At 72.7% G+C, this 14625-nt stretch carries 16 protein-coding genes; 7 read left to right on the forward strand and 9 right to left on the reverse strand.

Features of this window, described 5'->3' with window-relative positions:
- Positions 1-6 precede the first annotated feature (6 nt).
- The 3 genes from AB0C12_RS27730 to AB0C12_RS27740 are packed head-to-tail and all read right to left on the reverse strand — an operon-like array spanning position 7 to position 4313.
- Entirely contained in the window at positions 7-1353 is a 1347-nt protein-coding gene (locus tag AB0C12_RS27730; RefSeq protein WP_360552744.1) for a hypothetical protein, read from the reverse strand.
- Positions 1354-1376: 23 nt separating this feature from the next.
- Entirely contained in the window at positions 1377-3500 is a 2124-nt protein-coding gene (locus AB0C12_RS27735) for a 2Fe-2S iron-sulfur cluster-binding protein (protein ID WP_360552745.1), read from the reverse strand.
- A 12-nt stretch (positions 3501-3512) separates the two neighbouring features.
- A complete protein-coding gene (locus AB0C12_RS27740) occupies positions 3513-4313 on the reverse strand; it encodes a siderophore-interacting protein (RefSeq protein WP_360552746.1) in 801 nt (266 codons plus the stop codon).
- A gap of 93 nt (positions 4314-4406) precedes the next feature.
- Between AB0C12_RS27740 and AB0C12_RS27745 the strand changes: the two genes are divergently transcribed.
- On the forward strand, positions 4407-5027 hold the full coding sequence (locus tag AB0C12_RS27745) for a TetR/AcrR family transcriptional regulator (protein WP_360552747.1): 621 nt from the start codon (positions 4407-4409) through the stop codon (positions 5025-5027).
- A gap of 8 nt (positions 5028-5035) precedes the next feature.
- On the opposite strand, the gene AB0C12_RS27750 is transcribed toward AB0C12_RS27745, so the two are convergent.
- Together AB0C12_RS27750 and AB0C12_RS27755 are read right to left on the reverse strand one after the other, a co-directional pair.
- On the reverse strand, positions 5036-5593 hold the full coding sequence (locus tag AB0C12_RS27750) for a GNAT family N-acetyltransferase (RefSeq protein ID WP_360552748.1): 558 nt from the start codon (positions 5591-5593) through the stop codon (positions 5036-5038).
- A 30-nt stretch (positions 5594-5623) separates the two neighbouring features.
- Positions 5624-6271, reverse strand: a complete 648-nt coding sequence (locus AB0C12_RS27755; protein WP_360552749.1) for an ABATE domain-containing protein — start codon at positions 6269-6271, stop codon at positions 5624-5626.
- Between the two features lie 93 nt (positions 6272-6364).
- Between AB0C12_RS27755 and AB0C12_RS27760 the strand changes: the two genes are divergently transcribed.
- A complete protein-coding gene (locus AB0C12_RS27760; RefSeq protein ID WP_360552750.1) occupies positions 6365-6562 on the forward strand; it encodes a hypothetical protein in 198 nt (65 codons plus the stop codon).
- Between the two features lie 57 nt (positions 6563-6619).
- Complete coding sequence (locus AB0C12_RS27765; RefSeq protein WP_360552751.1) at positions 6620-7480, forward strand: hypothetical protein; 861 nt, start codon at positions 6620-6622, stop codon at positions 7478-7480.
- Positions 7481-7483: 3 nt separating this feature from the next.
- Here the strand turns inward: AB0C12_RS27765 and AB0C12_RS27770 are convergent, their stop codons facing one another.
- Entirely contained in the window at positions 7484-8224 is a 741-nt protein-coding gene (locus AB0C12_RS27770; protein WP_360552752.1) for an SDR family oxidoreductase, read from the reverse strand.
- Positions 8225-8313: 89 nt separating this feature from the next.
- Here AB0C12_RS27770 and AB0C12_RS27775 point away from each other — a divergent pair, with 89 nt between their 5' ends.
- Positions 8314-8865, forward strand: a complete 552-nt coding sequence (locus AB0C12_RS27775) for a TetR family transcriptional regulator (RefSeq protein WP_360552753.1) — start codon at positions 8314-8316, stop codon at positions 8863-8865.
- Positions 8866-8894: 29 nt separating this feature from the next.
- Here AB0C12_RS27775 and AB0C12_RS27780 read toward each other — a convergent pair whose 3' ends face one another.
- Positions 8895-10496 carry a methyl-accepting chemotaxis protein gene (locus tag AB0C12_RS27780; RefSeq protein ID WP_360552754.1) on the reverse strand — a complete coding sequence of 534 codons (1602 nt, stop codon included), beginning with the start codon at positions 10494-10496 and terminating at the stop codon, positions 8895-8897.
- A gap of 118 nt (positions 10497-10614) precedes the next feature.
- Positions 10615-10971, reverse strand: a complete 357-nt coding sequence (locus AB0C12_RS27785; RefSeq protein ID WP_360552755.1) for a DUF488 family protein — start codon at positions 10969-10971, stop codon at positions 10615-10617.
- A gap of 115 nt (positions 10972-11086) precedes the next feature.
- On the opposite strand from AB0C12_RS27785, the gene AB0C12_RS27790 reads away from it, so the two are divergent.
- Complete coding sequence (locus AB0C12_RS27790) at positions 11087-12196, forward strand: globin domain-containing protein (RefSeq protein ID WP_360552756.1); 1110 nt, start codon at positions 11087-11089, stop codon at positions 12194-12196.
- A gap of 6 nt (positions 12197-12202) precedes the next feature.
- On the opposite strand, the gene AB0C12_RS27795 is transcribed toward AB0C12_RS27790, so the two are convergent.
- The gene (locus AB0C12_RS27795) at positions 12203-13420 is read right to left on the reverse strand and encodes a helix-turn-helix domain-containing protein (protein WP_360552757.1); all 1218 of its coding nucleotides are present in this window, start codon (positions 13418-13420) and stop codon (positions 12203-12205) included.
- 142 nt (positions 13421-13562) lie between these two features.
- Here AB0C12_RS27795 and AB0C12_RS27800 point away from each other — a divergent pair, with 142 nt between their 5' ends.
- Complete coding sequence (locus tag AB0C12_RS27800) at positions 13563-13811, forward strand: hypothetical protein (protein ID WP_360552758.1); 249 nt, start codon at positions 13563-13565, stop codon at positions 13809-13811.
- Entirely contained in the window at positions 13808-14599 is a 792-nt protein-coding gene (locus AB0C12_RS27805; RefSeq protein WP_360552759.1) for a CBS domain-containing protein, read from the forward strand. Before AB0C12_RS27800 ends, AB0C12_RS27805 begins: the two co-directional genes overlap by 4 nt.
- Positions 14600-14625: the final 26 nt, after the last annotated feature.

Below are 14625 nucleotides of genomic sequence, written 5' to 3' on the forward strand. Positions count from 1 at the left end.
GCCGGCTCAGGCCGGCCGGTGCTGGACGGCGACCACGCCCGGCATGCCCTGGACCTCCTGCACCAGCGCGGGGAAGTCGCTGGCCACGTCCAGGTCGACGGGGAAGAAGTACGGCAGTCCGGCGACGGCCTCGGCCTGCACCGGCCCGCCGTCGCAGTAGGTGTCGCGGAACTCGGCGGCGTCCGGCTCCCAGATCATCCCCTGGGTGTCGCCCGCCCAGCTCCGGCGGATCGCCGCGGTGATCAGGTTGCGCTGGTCCGGCGTGGAGGCCGGATCCACGTACACGTGGGCGAGCAGGCTGTCCCGGGTCTGCTCCGCCGGGGCCTCGGCCGGCACGCCGGGCGCGGGCCGGCACGCCGCCCTGACCGCGGGCAACGCGGCCGGCGACGACGGCAGGACGGTCGCGGTGACCAGGGCGGCGACCACCACGGCGAGGCCGGCGAGGGCGGCCCGGGGACGACGGCGCAGCGCGGCGGTGGCCCATCCGCGGGCCCGGCGCCAGCTCACGCTGCGGCTCAGGGCCACGGCCCCGGCGAGGACCAGCAGCAGCACGGCCGCGAGGGCGGCCAGCACGGTCGTGAAGAGGCCGAGATAGCCGAGGCCGCCCCACCAGGGTGACGCGCCCGGCGGGTCCGGCGGCGAGTTCATCAGCATGGCCGGCACCGACAGCACCAGCATGCCGACGGTCAGCACGCCCGTGACGGCCGTGCCGCCCGCGACCCCGGACAGGGTCCGGCTCACCCAGGCGCCCAGGAACCACGCGAGGAGCGCGCCCAGCACCGCGCCGGCCCACCCGGCCGTCGTCGCCCCGGACGAACCGCCGCGGCGCAGCGTCAGCTGGACACCACCGTCGGAGTCGTACGCCGGAAACCCGGTCAGCAGCGAGTTGTCGTACCCGAGCACCAGGCCGGAGCGGTCCGCCCAGAACGTCGCCCCGCTGCCCTGACCCCCGTCGATGTAGTTCTCGGGGCCGGTGAGCGTGAAGTCGTGCACCTCCCATCCGGCGGCGACGAGCCGGTCCCGTGCCGCGGCGCTGTAACCGCCGACGTCGCGGGTCGCGTCGTTGTGGCGCACCCAGTAGGTCGCGTAGCCGTACTCGACGCCCTCCCCGTCCGGCTGCGAGACGACAGGATCGGGGTCGCCGCCGCCCCACACCTTGAGCCCGGGCAGCACCGTCCCGGTGATCTGCGCCGCGGCCGCACCTTGGGGCAGCTCGGGAGCCAGCTCCAGGCCCACCCGATGTCCCGCCGCACCGCCGTACCACGCCCCGATCAGGGCCACCAGACCGACGAGAATGATCGCGGGCCCACGGCGCGGGAGGACGCTACGGACGCGTCCTTTTGGAGAAGCCATGGCCGACACGGTACGGAGGACCGTCAAGCGATGTCGACGGTCACCTTCGACAAGGGGCAGGCGGTGCAGGTCAGCACAAAGGTGTCCGCCCGCTGCGCGGCCGTGAGACAGTTCGGCTCGTGCTGGCTCACCTCGCCGCTGCGCAGCCGGACCATGCAGTCACCGCAGTTGCCCACCGTGCACGAGTACGGCATCGGCAGTCCCGCGGCCAGCCCCGCGTCGAGCAGCGTCTGCCCCGGCTCGACCACCACCGTCCCCAGCGGCCGCCCGTCCTGCTCGACAGTCAGCTCCCGCGGCACCGTCGTCGCGTTCCCCGGGTCAGCTCCGCTGGTGTAGCGCTCCTGGTGCACCTGCGCGTCCGGCACCCCGAGCCCGGCCAGCACCCCCTGAACAACCTCCATCAGCGGCTCCGGACCGCACACGTAGTAGTGAGCCTCCGCAACCGGGGCCACACCGGCGAGCCACCGCCGCACGCCCTCGGCGTCCAGCCGGCGGTCCCGGCGGGTCAGCACGTGGGTGACCGACAGCCGGCCGGGATGGTCCTTCGCGAGCCGGGCCAGTTCGTCGGCGAAGATCACCTCGTCCGCGTCACGGCTGCTGTAGAGCAGCGCGGTCCGGTCGCCGCCCGGTTCAGCCGTCAGCCGCGTACGGATCATGCTCATCATCGGTGTCACGCCGCTGCCCGCCGCGACCAGCACGAGCTGCTCCGGAGCATGCGGCTCGGTGTGGAAGGACCCGGAGGGGCCGAGCACCGCGAGCCGGTCCCCGACCCGGAGGCCGCCGTGCACGTGGGTGGAGAACCGCCCCGGCTCGACCCGCTTGACGGTGACCTCCAGCCGCGACGATCCCGGCACCGAGGACGCCGAGTACGCCCGCCGCACCGGCCGGCCGTTGATGTCGGCGATCAGCGTGAAGAACTGTCCGGGCCGGAAGTCGAACGTGTTGCGGCGCTCGCCGGCGTCCTCCAGGACGAGAGTGACCGCGCTCGGCGTCTCCCGCCGTACCTCCGTGACGCGCACCTCCCGTAGCGGATCGCCCACCTCGGCGCGGCGCCGGCGGCGGCCGCCCGGGACGGGCGCGATCTCCCCGTAGCCCTCCTTGCGCAGGCCGAAGCGGTAGGCGCGGTTCATCACCAGCCGCAGCAACCGCGTCATCCCGGGGATCACCCCGACAACCTTCATCAGGTACGTCGTCGAGCGACCGTCAGCGTTGGCGGCGAGGTGCTCCCCCGCCAGCGCCATCAGGTCCGGCGCGGCGCCGCGGTCGAGGTGCGCGCCGGGCGACCACAGCCGGGACCGGGCCACGGCGTCGTTGCCCGTCACCTCGGCGTGCTCGACGTCGATGAGCAGCGCCGCGTGCGGCGGTGTGCCGCGCAACGCCATCGTCTCCAGCAGCGCCGGGTCGGCGGTGATCGCGCCGCGGCCGCGGACGTGCAGGACACCGCTGCGGCCCGGGACCAGCGCGGCGAACGAGAGCCGGTCGTCCTGGAGCAGGTTGTGCAGCGTGTCGGCGCGTTTGTTGCCGCGGCGGTCCGGGATGACGAGCGTGCGGCCGTCCAGGATCCGCGCCACCGCCTGCTGATCGCCGCGCGGGCTCGTGTCGCTGCCGCCGGAGGAGTCCCACGTGGACAGGGCGAGGAACGGCGCACCGGCCAGGAAGTCGGCGACGCCGGATCGCGTCAAGGGCCCGTCCCCCGCGATCTCCACGGCCGGCTGCGGCCGGGCGGGTGGCTGCCAGAGACCGGACCGGAGTACGGCCTGAGCACAGTGCACGTACGCCTCCTGGATCTCGACCGTCGTCTCGGAGCCCTGGCGTGCGATGACCGTGCCGTTGACCCGCAGGAGCTCGCCGACGCCCGGCAGGAGGAAGAACAACGAGACCGGACCGTACGGGTCACCGGGTTCGGCGAGGGAGAACGAGATCCGCGTGGGTGAGTGGACACGCGTGAATCCCGGTGCGCCGCCGATGAAGGTCGTCCGGCTGGTGCCGTCGGTGCTCCGGTAGCCGAACGCCGCGATCGGGCACCGGGCCAGGACGGTCCGGCAGCCCGCGTCGAGGGCGCCGATCTGCTTGAGCAGGATCATCGGGGCCGGGCGGCCGATGGCTGTCTCGATCTGGTCCACCGTGGTCAGGACATGGTGCCGCACAAGGGGTTCCTCTCAGCCGGGGGCGGACCGGCCGAGGCGCCAGTAGCCGATGAAGGAGATGTCCCGCTTGGGCACTCCGCGGTCGTTGACCAGGTGTCGCCGTACCGTGGTGGCCAGCCGGGACTCGCCCGCGACCCAGGTGTAGAAGGGGCTGGGCGGTAGGTGCGCGTCGCGTACCGCCGCCACGGCCAGGGTGCCGGGCCGCAGGTCTTCGTCGTCGCGGCTCAGCCAGTGGATGCGGGCGCCGGCCGGCGTCGGCCCGGGCCGGATGTCGGCCCGAGCGGCCACCTCCAGGTAGACCTCTGTGGCCAGGCCCGGCGGTGTGCCTTCGAGGATCGACAGGATCGCCGGCAGCGCCGTCTCGTCGCCGATCAGCAGCTGGCCCCGCGCGTGCCCCGGCCGCCGGTACGTGGTGCCGATGTCGAAGATCCCGGCCGGGTCACCCGGCTCGGCCCGGCGCACCCAGGACGACAAGGGCGAGTCACCGTGCACGGCGAACTCGATGTCGAGCTCGTCGTCCGCGGGCCGCACCCGCCGGATCGTCAGGTTGCGGACCCACGGGCGCACCGCTTTCGGCGCCAGCAGCAGCTGGGCGATCCAGGCCTCGTTCGACAGGGTCGGCATCCGCAGCCCGGTCTGGCCGTCGCGGGGAAAGAACAGGCGTACGGCCTGGTCATTGCCGGCCACGACGAGCTCCCGCACGGCCGGGCCACCCAGAGTGACGTTCGCGAATCCGGGCGACAGGAACTCCCGGTGGCGCACCGCCAGGGTGATCATCGAGCGGGACCCGGGAAGCTGGACCTTGGGAATCACGTATGGGCCTTGTTTTTGCAGCTCATCGCATTATTGTGAACAATAGCTCAGGTTTTGGCTACTCGCTTTCCGCGCCCCCAAGGAGACCCCCCGATGCCGTCGGCCGACCGTCGCCTTCAACCACGTCGCACGCCCCGCCAGGTCCGCGCCGAGCTCACCCGCGAGCGGATCCTCGCCGCCGCTGCTCACGTTTTCGCCGAGCACGGCTACGCCGCCGGCACCACCAACCGCATCGCCGAACGCGCCCGCATCTCGATCGGCTCGCTGTACCAGTACTTCCCGAACAAGGACGCCATCCTCGCCCAGCTGCTGATGCGGCACCTGGACCGCGGCACCTGGACGCAGGCCGACCAGCTCGACCTCTCCCCCGGCACCCTGGAGGCGACGGTACGGGCCCTGGTCCGCGACGCGATCGACAACCACGGCGACGACCCGCAGCTGCTCCGAATCATGATCGAGGAGGCCCCGATGTCCCGGGAGCTGCTCGAGACGATCGACCGCCACGGCCGGGAACGCGGCGCTCAGGTGCGCGATCTGCTGGCCCGGCACCCGGACGTGCACGTCCGCGACATCGACACCGCGGCCGAGCTGATCATGGTCACCGTGGAGCTGAACACGCACAAGCTCATGGCCGACCCGCGCACCATCCCGGTCGAGACGTTCGAGCAGGAGCTGGTGGACATGGTGACCCGCTACCTGCGCGGCGACCGGTAACCGCCGGATCAGTTCTCGGTGAGGGCCTTCAGCGCCGCCGGCGTCAACGGCCGGTCACTGTAGAGCAGCCGGATCGCGCCCGGATCGGGGTTGCCGGCGTCCGGGCCCCGCCAGACCCGGCCGAGTCCGGTCCGCTCGACCGCCCGCAACGACTGATCATTGCCCTCCAGCAGGTACGCGGTGACCGGAAGCTCCGGCCGCCGCTGCCGGGCCGCCCCGATCGCCGCCGCGCCGATCTCCTGCGCGTAGCCCCGCCCCCAGCGCGGCGGGCTCAGCCGGAACCCGAGATTCCAGGCGACGCCGTACCGGAGGAAGCAGCCGCCGATCCCGACGAACTCGCCGCCCTCCCACGCCGTCCACATGCCGAGGCCGTCACGCTCCCACGCGGCCCGCCAGTTCCCGATCATCCGCTCGGTCTGCGCCGGATCCTCGTGTCGGCTCAGCGGATCCGGCCCCCAGACCCGCGGATCGGAGTAGAGGTCGAACAGCCGCCCCAGGTCATCCGGCTCGGGCACCCGCAGGATGAGGCGCCGGGTCGTGCTCTCGCGAAGCTGCGGATCGGTCACGCAGACCATGATGGCGGACCTCGGGCCGGATCAGGTGCCGGCGCCGCGGCGGGCGGCGCGGCGCCGGTCGGTCTGCCGGCGCGCCTTGGTCTGGCTGCCGCAGTCCTCCATGCTGCACCACCGGCGGCTGCGGTTCTTGGTGGCGTCGATGAAGAGCCAGGAGCAGCCCTCGTCGGTGGGGCACTGCTTGATCCGGTCGAGCGGCCCGTGGCCGAGCAGCTCCATCGCCGAGACGGCGACCGGCCACCACGGCCGGTCGAGCGACCCGGGGGCGTCCCAGGCCCAGCCGAAACCGCCCCCGCCGGGGACCAGCCGGCCGTGCGCGGTCGCGGCCGCGTAGGCCCGCCGCAGCACCTCGAGGTCCCCGTCGGCCGGCGCGGTGCCGTCGACGATCGCGGCGAACAGCCGGAACAGTCCCTCGCGCAGGTCGATGGCGGCCCGGAACGCGGCCCGGGCCTCCGCCGGCCGATCCGCGGCCGTGCGCAGGAGCGCGTCCGCCGCCGCGTCGTCTACAAGGTCGCCGTGCCGGGCCCACACGACCAGGTCGGCGTATCCGGTCAGCCACTCGCGGTCCACCGGACCGGTCCGCGGCTCCACCGTGTTGATGAAGTCCAGGCACAACGATCCGCCGTTGCGGACGAGGTCCGCCACGCCGCCGGTCGAGGTCACGTCGTCCATCGCATTCAACCTACTACCAAAGACTGTTTTGCTGGAAGCATCTCCGGTATGCTTCCACTAAAGCGGGTTTAGCCGGTAGCACGAGGAGGAACGATGCTCACCTACTACGCCGTCGGACGACTGGGCGTGCAGCAGGCACGCGAGGCGGCACAGTCCGCCCTGCCGGACGCGCCGGTGATCCCGGAGCGGCAACCACGACCCGCGGCCCTGCGCCTCCGGACCGCCGGCGCGCTGCACCGGCTGGCCGACCGGATCAGCCCGGCCTGCCCCGGCCCCCTGCAACAAGCCTGAGAGATTCCGGTACGCCGCCGCGCCGTCACCCGTACCGCCTCACCTCGTTGGCAGGGCGTGGACCGACGGCTGCTGGCGGTGTCGAGCTGGCTCACCGTGCTCGTCATCGGGGTGTCCCCGCCCTCCCCGCGGGCCGCCTCGTCCACCGCCGCGCGCCTGGACGCCCTGACCGTCGCCACCACCGGCAGCCTCGAGGAGAAGCGGGCGTCGGAGATCGTCAAGCACGACCGGGTCGAGACCGTGATCGCGACCTGCATGCGCGACGCCGGCCACCGCTACGACAAACGGCCGGTCCTGAGCTTCTACCGGGACTTCACCGGAGCCGACCTCGGCTACGGCATCGGCCACGCGACGGTCATCGATTCCCTGACCGCGGGCCCCCGAATTCTCATCCTCAACGAGATCGCCTACGCCCGGCTGGCTCGGGAGTCCGCCGAGGAACCGGCCGTGGCCCCACACGAGGCGAGGTGCCGGAGGACGGCCGGCCGTCGCACGTACTACCAGGTCGAGATGCCACGCGGGCTGGACCGGATCGGCCTGGCCTTCAGCGAGCTGCTGCTGGCCGTCAATCGCGATCCCGGCGTCGTCCGCGGCATGCGGCACTACCGCTCCTGCATGCACAACCGCTACGGGTACGTCGTCGACGAGCGCCGCGACTTCATCTTCGTGTCCGGACTCGACCGCCGGGACGCCCCCGTCGACGGGGCACCGGCGTCGCCCGCTTGGCGGCAGGCAGTCGCCGAGCTGGAGAGACGGTTCGCCGCCGACGCGGACTGCCGGCGCCCGGCGTACGAGGCCGGCCTGCGCGTCATCGCCGAGCGGATCGACGGCTGGGAGGCCCGGCACCGCGGTGAGATCGCCGCCGTACGCGCCCAGTGGCAGCAGCGCACCGACGACGCCGCGAAAGTGCGCCGGTAGCAGTCATCCCTGCCGCGTCGGGCGGACGACGATCTCGCCGATCTCGACGTCGTCCGGCTGCTCGACGGCGAAGGCGATCGTCCGGGCCACCGCCTCCGGTGCGATCGCGAACTCGGCCATGGTCCGGCGGGTCAGCTCGCGTACCGCCGGGTCGTCGATGGAATCGGCCAGCTCGGTGCGCACGTAGCCCGGGGACACCGCCGTGGTCCGGATGACACCGTCGGTCGACTCCTGGCGCAGCCCCTCCAGCACGGTCCGGACCGCGTTCTTGACGCCGCCGTAGACCGCCATCGTCGGCGTGATCTTCAGGCCGGCGGTCGACACCGTGGTGACGAAGTGTCCCCGGCCCTGCCGCCGGAACGCGGGCATCGCCGCGGCGACGCCGTTCAGCACGCCGCGCAGGTTGACGTCGATCATCGCCGTCCAGCCGTCGACGTCCAGGTCGGCCATCGGGCCGATCCTGGCGATCCCGGCGTTGCCGACCAGCACGTCGATCCGGCCGAACCCCTCGACGGTGCGGGCCACGAACGCGTCCATGTCGGCGCGCCGGGTGACGTCGACCCGGCCGGTGATCACCGACGCGCCCTTGTCGCGGAGCTCACCGGCGACGGCGTCCAGCCGCTCGGTGCGCCGGGCGCCCAGGGACACGAGCGCGCCGCGTTCCGCCAGCAGCCGGGCGGTCGCCTCGCCGATACCGCTGCTCGCGCCGGTGATGGCCACGACCTTGCCCGCGATGCCTGACATGTGTTCCCCCTCCATGCGGACACGTGTCCGCTTGGCGCCAACGGTAGCGGACACGTGTCCGGTTGACCAGGGTGTGGTACGACGTACCGGTGACACCCGCACGTCGCCGGGCCGACGCCACCGAGAACCGCGCCCGCATCATCGAGGCCGCCCGGGCCGAGATCGCCGGCGACACCGACATCCGGCTGAACGCGGTCGCCCAGCGGGCGGGCGTGGGGCAGGGGACCCTCTACCGGCACTTCCCGACCCGGGCCGACCTGCTCGCGGAGGTCTACCGCGCCGACGTCGAGGATCTGGTCGCCACCGCGGCCACTCTGCTGGAGCGGCACGACCCGTTGACCGCCCTGCGGGCCTGGTTCGACCGGGTCGCGGAGTACGCCCAGGTCAAGCGCGGGGTGTTCGCGGCGCTGGAGGTCGCGACCTCGGAGGACCTGTCAGCGGACAGCCTGGGCCCGATCGGGGACGCCGTCACGCTGCTGCTCGACGCCGGCCGGGTGGCCGGCGAGATCCGGCCCGACGTCGACGCCCGCGACGTGATCATCCTGATCGGCTACCTGTCCCGCCTCGACGCGGCGGAGTTCGACGCCCGGGCCCGGCACCTGCTCGGCATCGTGCTCGACGGCCTGCGCGCCCGCGGCTGAGGGACGTGGCCGCGCCGCGCTGGGGCGGGTCAGTAGCGGAAGCGGGACACCAGGGTCTGCAGCTGGCCGGCCGTCGTGGCGAGCTCACCGGCGGCGTGCCGGGTCGCCGAGACGGTGTCCGTGGTACGCCGGGTCGCGTCGGACATCCCGGTGATCGTCACGGCGATGTTGCCGGCCCCGGCGGCCGCGTCCGACAGCGTGCGGTTCATCTCCTGCGTGGTCGCGGTCTGCTCCTCGACGGCCGAGGCGATGGTCAGCTGGATGCCGTTGATCCGTTCGATGATCGCCGAGATCTCGCCGATCGCGGTGACCGCGCCGTCGGTGTCGGTCTGGATCGTGCGGACCCGCTGGGAGATGTCCTCGGTGGCCTTGGCCGTCTCCTGGGCCAGGTCCTTGACCTCCCCGGCCACGACGGCGAAGCCCTTGCCCAGCTCACCGGCGCGGGCGGCCTCGATGGTGGCGTTCAGGGCGAGCAGGTTGGTCTGCTCGGCGATCGAGGTGATCACCTTGATCACGGTGGCGATCTCGGCCGAGGACTCCCCCAGCCGGGCGACGATCGCGTTGGTGGCGGTGGCGACCTCGACGGCCTGCGCCGCCACCTCGGACGCCTCCGTGGTCGAGACACTGATGTCGCGGATCGAGGAACCCATCTCCTGCGAGCCCGAGGAGACCACCTGCAGGTTGTTCGACACCACGTCGGCGGCCGAGGCGACCGAGCCGGCCTGGGCGGCCGCGTCCGCCGCGGCGGCGTCGACCGTGCCCGACACGGTGGTGAGCTGCTGAGCCGCCTCGTTCAGGGTGCCGGCGTTGCCGGCCAGCTGCACGACGTCCGCCCGCAGGCGGCTGATCGCCCGGTCCAGGGAGGCGGCCATCCGGCCGACCTCGTCCTTGCCGTCGACCCCCGACTCCCGGGTGAGATCACCGTCGGCGAGCCCGTCGGCCAGCCGCGAGACCCCGTCCATGGCGCGGCGCAGCCGGTTGCCCACCCGGATCGCCAGCAGAATGCTCAGCAGGAGGCCGACGCCGAGCACGACCGCGATCGCCGTCACCGCCTGGCGGGCCTCGGCCGCCGAGTTCTCGATGTTGGCGGCCGACATGGCCTTCGCCCGGTTCTCCAGCGCCACCTGGTCGTCACCCAGCGCCTTGTAGAGGGCGTCGTACTGCTTGACGGCCTCCGCCAGCTGCGCGGGGGTCAACGGCGCGGGCGGCGTCGACGACGACGAGGCGCCGCCACTGTTGAAGGCCAGATAGGCCTCCCAGTCCTGCTTGGCCTTGGCGACGACCTGCGCGCCCCCGTCCTCCTGGGACAGGTTCGCGCCGAGCACGTTCAGCGCGTCGGCGATGGCCTGTTTGTTCGCGGTCAACGCGTCGTTGATGCGGCCCGCGAGGCTCGGGTAGAGCTGCAGCGAGGACGTGTTGCCGCTGAACGCCTCGATGTTCTTGCCGTAGGACCCGGCGGCGGCCTGGACCGCCAGGGTCTGACGCTGCGCGGCGGCGGCCTCGTTGTTCAGGTCCCGCACCATGTTGATCGCCACTGCTCCGACGATGAGGCCGCTGACGGCCGCCGTCAGAACCACAGCCCCGATCTTGGTACGCAGTGAACCGTTGTCGAACGCTCCACCGAGCTTCATGACCGTGCCTTTCCCGTACGCCTGGGGTCACTCACAACGTACGAGCGAAAGCGGCGCGACGAGGCGTTTCCCGGATCTGCGAACAGGACCGGGAAACGGTGGTAGGTACAGGTACAGGTCAGCCGCGCAGCAGTTCGGCGAGCACCGTCAGGTGGCTGAGACCGACGTCCTTGGTGGCGGTGAGCAGGGTGAGCGTTCCCGCCCCGGACAGCTCTCGGAGCCGGCCGAGCGCCGCTGCCGGCACCGGCTCGGCGAGTTCGACGAGGTAGCGGTCCCGGAACTCGTCGAAGAGCTCCGGCCGGTGGCCGTACCAGTGGCGCAGCGCGGTCGAGGGGGCCACGTCCTTGAGCCACTCGTCGAGCCGGGCCGCGTCCCGGGTGAGCCCGCGCGGCCAGAGGCGGTCGACCAGGACCCGCCGGCCGTCCTCCGGCGCCGGTGCCTCGTACACCCGGCGAAGTCTCAGGTCAGCACTCATGACACGCCTCCTCGGGGGGCGGGACGGGGATCGCACCGCGTGTGCGACGGCTGCCCCGGCGGGCTCGGCGACGCTGATCCTCCCAGTACCGGACCGCCACGTCGGAGGAGCAGCGATGACCAGCCTGTCGACCGTTCTCAAGGAGAGCTGGGGCCTGGTCGAGGACCGTCAGGACCGGGTGGCCCAGCACTTCTACGCCCGGCTGTTCCTGTCCGACCCGCAGCTGCGTGACCTCTTCCCGGTGCAGATGGACGTCCAGCGCGGCCGGCTGCTGGGCGCGATCGTCTCCGCCGTGCAGAACTTCGACAGTCCGGAGGACATCGACGGCTACCTGAGGTCGCTGGGCCGCGACCACCGCAAGTTCCACGTCACCCCCGAGCACTACAGCCAGGTCAAAGTCGCGCTGATCGACGCCATCCGGGCCCACGCCGGCGAAGGGTGGAACGCCGTGTACGAGCAGGCCTGGAACGACGTCTACGACCATATCGCCGCGAAGATGATCGCCGGTGCGGCCGAGGACACGGAACCGCCGTACCGGCACGCCGAGGTCCTCCATCATGAGCGGCGCGGCGCCGACATCGCCGTGTTCACCTGCCGGCCGCTGCAACCGCTGAAGTTCCGCGCCGGCCAGTACGTCAGCATCGAGTGCGGCTACCAGCCCCGGTTGTGGCGTACGTACTCCATCGCCAACGCGCCCCGCGAGGACGGCACCCTGGAGTTCCACGTCCGTGCGGCCGGCGGCGGCTGGGTGTCCAGCGCCCTGGTGCGCCGGCTCAAAGCCGGGGACATGCTGCGCATCGCCGCCCCGATGGGGTCGATGACCCTCGACCCGCAGTCGCGCCGCGACATCGTCTTCGTCACCGGTGGCACCGGCCTCGCCCCGGTCAAGGCGCTGCTGGACGAGCTGACCCGCTACAACCGCACCCGGTTCATCCACCTGTTCCGCGGCGAGCGGCAGGACGACGACTTCTACGACCGCCGGCACCTCGATCAGATCGCCGAGAGCTGTCCCTGGCTCACGATCGTCCGCGCGGCCAGCGACGAGCAGGGCTACCCGGGTGAGCGCGGCGCCATCCCGGACGTCGTCTCCCGGCACGGGCCGTGGCGGGACCACGACTTCTACGTCGCCGGCTCGGGCGCCATGGTGAATGCCACCCTGCGCCGGCTCACCGAGATGCGGATCCCGTCCACCCGGATCAAGTACGACGCCTTCACCGACTCCTGAGCCGGGTCACGCGGGACCGGGCAGCGGCTCCTGCGGCCAGTTGAGGACCTTCGCCCCGAGCACCGCCGCCTGCAACGTGAAGCGGTGCGCGGGGTCGCCCGGGTCGTAGCCGGTCAGCGTGTTGACCCGGGCCAGGCGGTAGGTGACCGTACGGACCGACACGTGCAGCCGCTTGGCCGACTCGGTGGCCACCGCGCCCGTCTCGAAGTAGGCGTGCAGGGTGTCGAGCAGCGGACCGGCACCGCCCCGGGCCGCGGTGAGCGGGCTCAGGACCGCCTGCACCAGGTCCACGATGGCCGGTTGGTCGCGCAGCAGGACCCGGTACACGAGCAGATCGTGGGCGTTGATGACCGGGGTGTCGGTGTGCAGCCGGCCGGCCATGGTGAGCGCTTCACGGGCCTCCTCATAGGAGCGGGCGATGCCGTACAGGCCGGGGTGGGGTCGGCCGACGGCGACCCGCCAGGGGCGTCCGCGGCGCAGCCGGCTCAGCTCGCGGTGCATCAGGCCGCCCAGCTCGTTGCTCGCGCCCAGCGTCGGCGGGGGCCGGCCCGCCGTCCCGGCGTCCGCCGGGGCCAGCACCACGAGCAGGCCGTCCTTGGTCGCGACCAGGACGTCCCGGTCACCGAGCCGGTCGAAGACGACCGCCTCGAGGGCGCTGATGGCCGCGTCGGCGTCCGGCAGCCGCCGGCTCGGTGCGGCCAGCGCCACCTGGTGGACCCGGGCCAGGTCGAGCCCGAACGGTTCGGCCCGTTCCACCAGCGTCCCGAGGTCGGAGTCGCCGCGCAGCAGGTCGTCGATCAGCTCCCGGCGCAGCGATTCCTCCCGGCGCACCAGGTCACGGCGGGCGACCGCGTATCCCTCGGCGAGCGTGGCGACCGCGTCGTCGACGACCTGCAGCACGGCGGTCGCCGCGGCCCGCACCGCCTCGCGGTCGCGGGAACGCACCACCACCGGCAGGTCCTGCCACAGCCGCCGTGCCGCGGACAGATACAGCTGCACCACCCGGCCCGCGGAGATGCCCTGCTCGGCCGCGCGCCGGCCGAGCAGGGCGACCGCGTCCAGTTCGCGCCGCTTCGCGCGGCGGCCGTGGGTGGCCGCGTCGGCGAGCAGCGGCAGATAGTCACCGAGCAGTTCCACCGGCACGCCACCGGCGTCGCGGCTGGCCCCTTCGGCGACGTCGACGAGCCACGCGTCCTCCGGGCTCCGCTGAGCTCTGCCGGTCATCGCCGCCTCCAGACCCGCGCCGCGCCGGCGTTCGTTGCCGACAGTCGGCAGTCTAGACCCGTTCTGTCTGGGGTCCGTGGCCCTGCCGGTGCCCGCCCGTTGCGGCGACGATGGAGACAGCCCCAGGAAAGGAGAGAACGACATGCAGATCCGCAGCTCACACGTGGTGCCCGCGGTCGCCGTCACGAGCGTCCTCGTCCTGGCCGTCACGATGTTCCTGACCCGAGGTCTCCTCGACGCGCTGCTGCTGACCGCCCTGGTCGCCGTGCTGACCGGCCTCTACCTGCTGCGCCGCCACGCCCGCGCCCGGACGCTGTATCACCGCCACGCCGAACCGCAGCCGACCGAGCCTCGCGGCGAGACCGTCGGCACCGGGAAGGGGGCATCATGACGACCTGGCGGGTCCAGGATGTGATGACCACCGAGGTGATCACCGCACCCGACGACGCGTCGGTCGCGGATCTGGTCGCCCTGCTCACCGCCCGGCAGATCACCGCCGTGCCGATCACCGACCGCTTCGACGTCGTGCTCGGCGTCGTCTCGTGGACCGACCTGCGGCGCAAGATCGCCATCGGCCCGGACGACTCACCGGCCGGCTGGTGGCGCCGCCGGGTGCCCCGGCGGTTGCGGTGGCCCGAGGGTACGGCCGTGGAGGTGATGAGCGGCCCGGCGCTGACCGTCGGAGCCGACGCGTCCCTGCCGGCCGCGGCCCGGATGATGTACCGCCGTGGCGTCGGCCGGTTGCTCGTGGTCGACCGGGCCGGCGGACTGCGGGGCATCGTCACCCGGTCGGACCTGCTGAAGGTGCACGCCCGGCTGGACGCTGTCATCCGCGACGAGGTCATGCGGGAAGTTCTGGGCCGCACGCTGATGATCCGGCCCGGCGCGGTCCGGGCCGAGGTCGACGAGGGAGTCGTCACGCTCACCGGCCGTACCGCCCGCAGGACGACCGCCGTCGCCGCCGCGCGGCTGACCGCGGCGGTCCCGGGCGTCACCGGCGTCGTCGACCAGCTCACCTTCGACCTCGACGACACCGCCGGGGCGACCCGGCCCGCCCGGCGGCCGGGCCCGCGCACCCGGGTCGCCGGGGACGCTTCCTTGCCGACGCCCGGCAAACAACGAGCCCGTTCGTCGCCGTCGCCGGCCATGGTGGGCGGAGAGGAACACCGCAATGCTTGACATCCGCAACGCCGACCGCCGCACCA

Origin of the sequence: Actinoplanes sp. NPDC048967, from assembly GCF_040649415.1 — a bacterium.
Taxonomy (GTDB): Bacteria; Actinomycetota; Actinomycetes; order Mycobacteriales; family Micromonosporaceae; genus Actinoplanes.

Bases quoted from the DNA above. Each gene is read 5' to 3' on its own strand.
- AB0C12_RS27760 (WP_360552750.1), top strand. From the start codon at position 6,365: ATGCTCACCTACTACGCCGTCGGACGACTGGGCGTGCAGCAGGCACGC.
- AB0C12_RS27785 (WP_360552755.1), bottom strand. From the start codon at position 10,971: ATGAGTGCTGACCTGAGACTTCGCCGGGTGTACGAGGCACCGGCGCCG.
- AB0C12_RS27805 (WP_360552759.1), top strand. From the start codon at position 13,808: ATGACGACCTGGCGGGTCCAGGATGTGATGACCACCGAGGTGATCACC.
- AB0C12_RS27800 (WP_360552758.1), top strand. From the start codon at position 13,563: ATGCAGATCCGCAGCTCACACGTGGTGCCCGCGGTCGCCGTCACGAGC.
- AB0C12_RS27790 (WP_360552756.1), top strand. From the start codon at position 11,087: ATGACCAGCCTGTCGACCGTTCTCAAGGAGAGCTGGGGCCTGGTCGAG.
- AB0C12_RS27770 (WP_360552752.1), bottom strand. From the start codon at position 8,224: ATGTCAGGCATCGCGGGCAAGGTCGTGGCCATCACCGGCGCGAGCAGC.
- AB0C12_RS27745 (WP_360552747.1), top strand. From the start codon at position 4,407: ATGCCGTCGGCCGACCGTCGCCTTCAACCACGTCGCACGCCCCGCCAG.
- AB0C12_RS27780 (WP_360552754.1), bottom strand. From the start codon at position 10,496: ATGAAGCTCGGTGGAGCGTTCGACAACGGTTCACTGCGTACCAAGATC.
- AB0C12_RS27730 (WP_360552744.1), bottom strand. From the start codon at position 1,353: ATGGCTTCTCCAAAAGGACGCGTCCGTAGCGTCCTCCCGCGCCGTGGG.
- AB0C12_RS27755 (WP_360552749.1), bottom strand. From the start codon at position 6,271: ATGGACGACGTGACCTCGACCGGCGGCGTGGCGGACCTCGTCCGCAAC.
- AB0C12_RS27795 (WP_360552757.1), bottom strand. From the start codon at position 13,420: ATGACCGGCAGAGCTCAGCGGAGCCCGGAGGACGCGTGGCTCGTCGAC.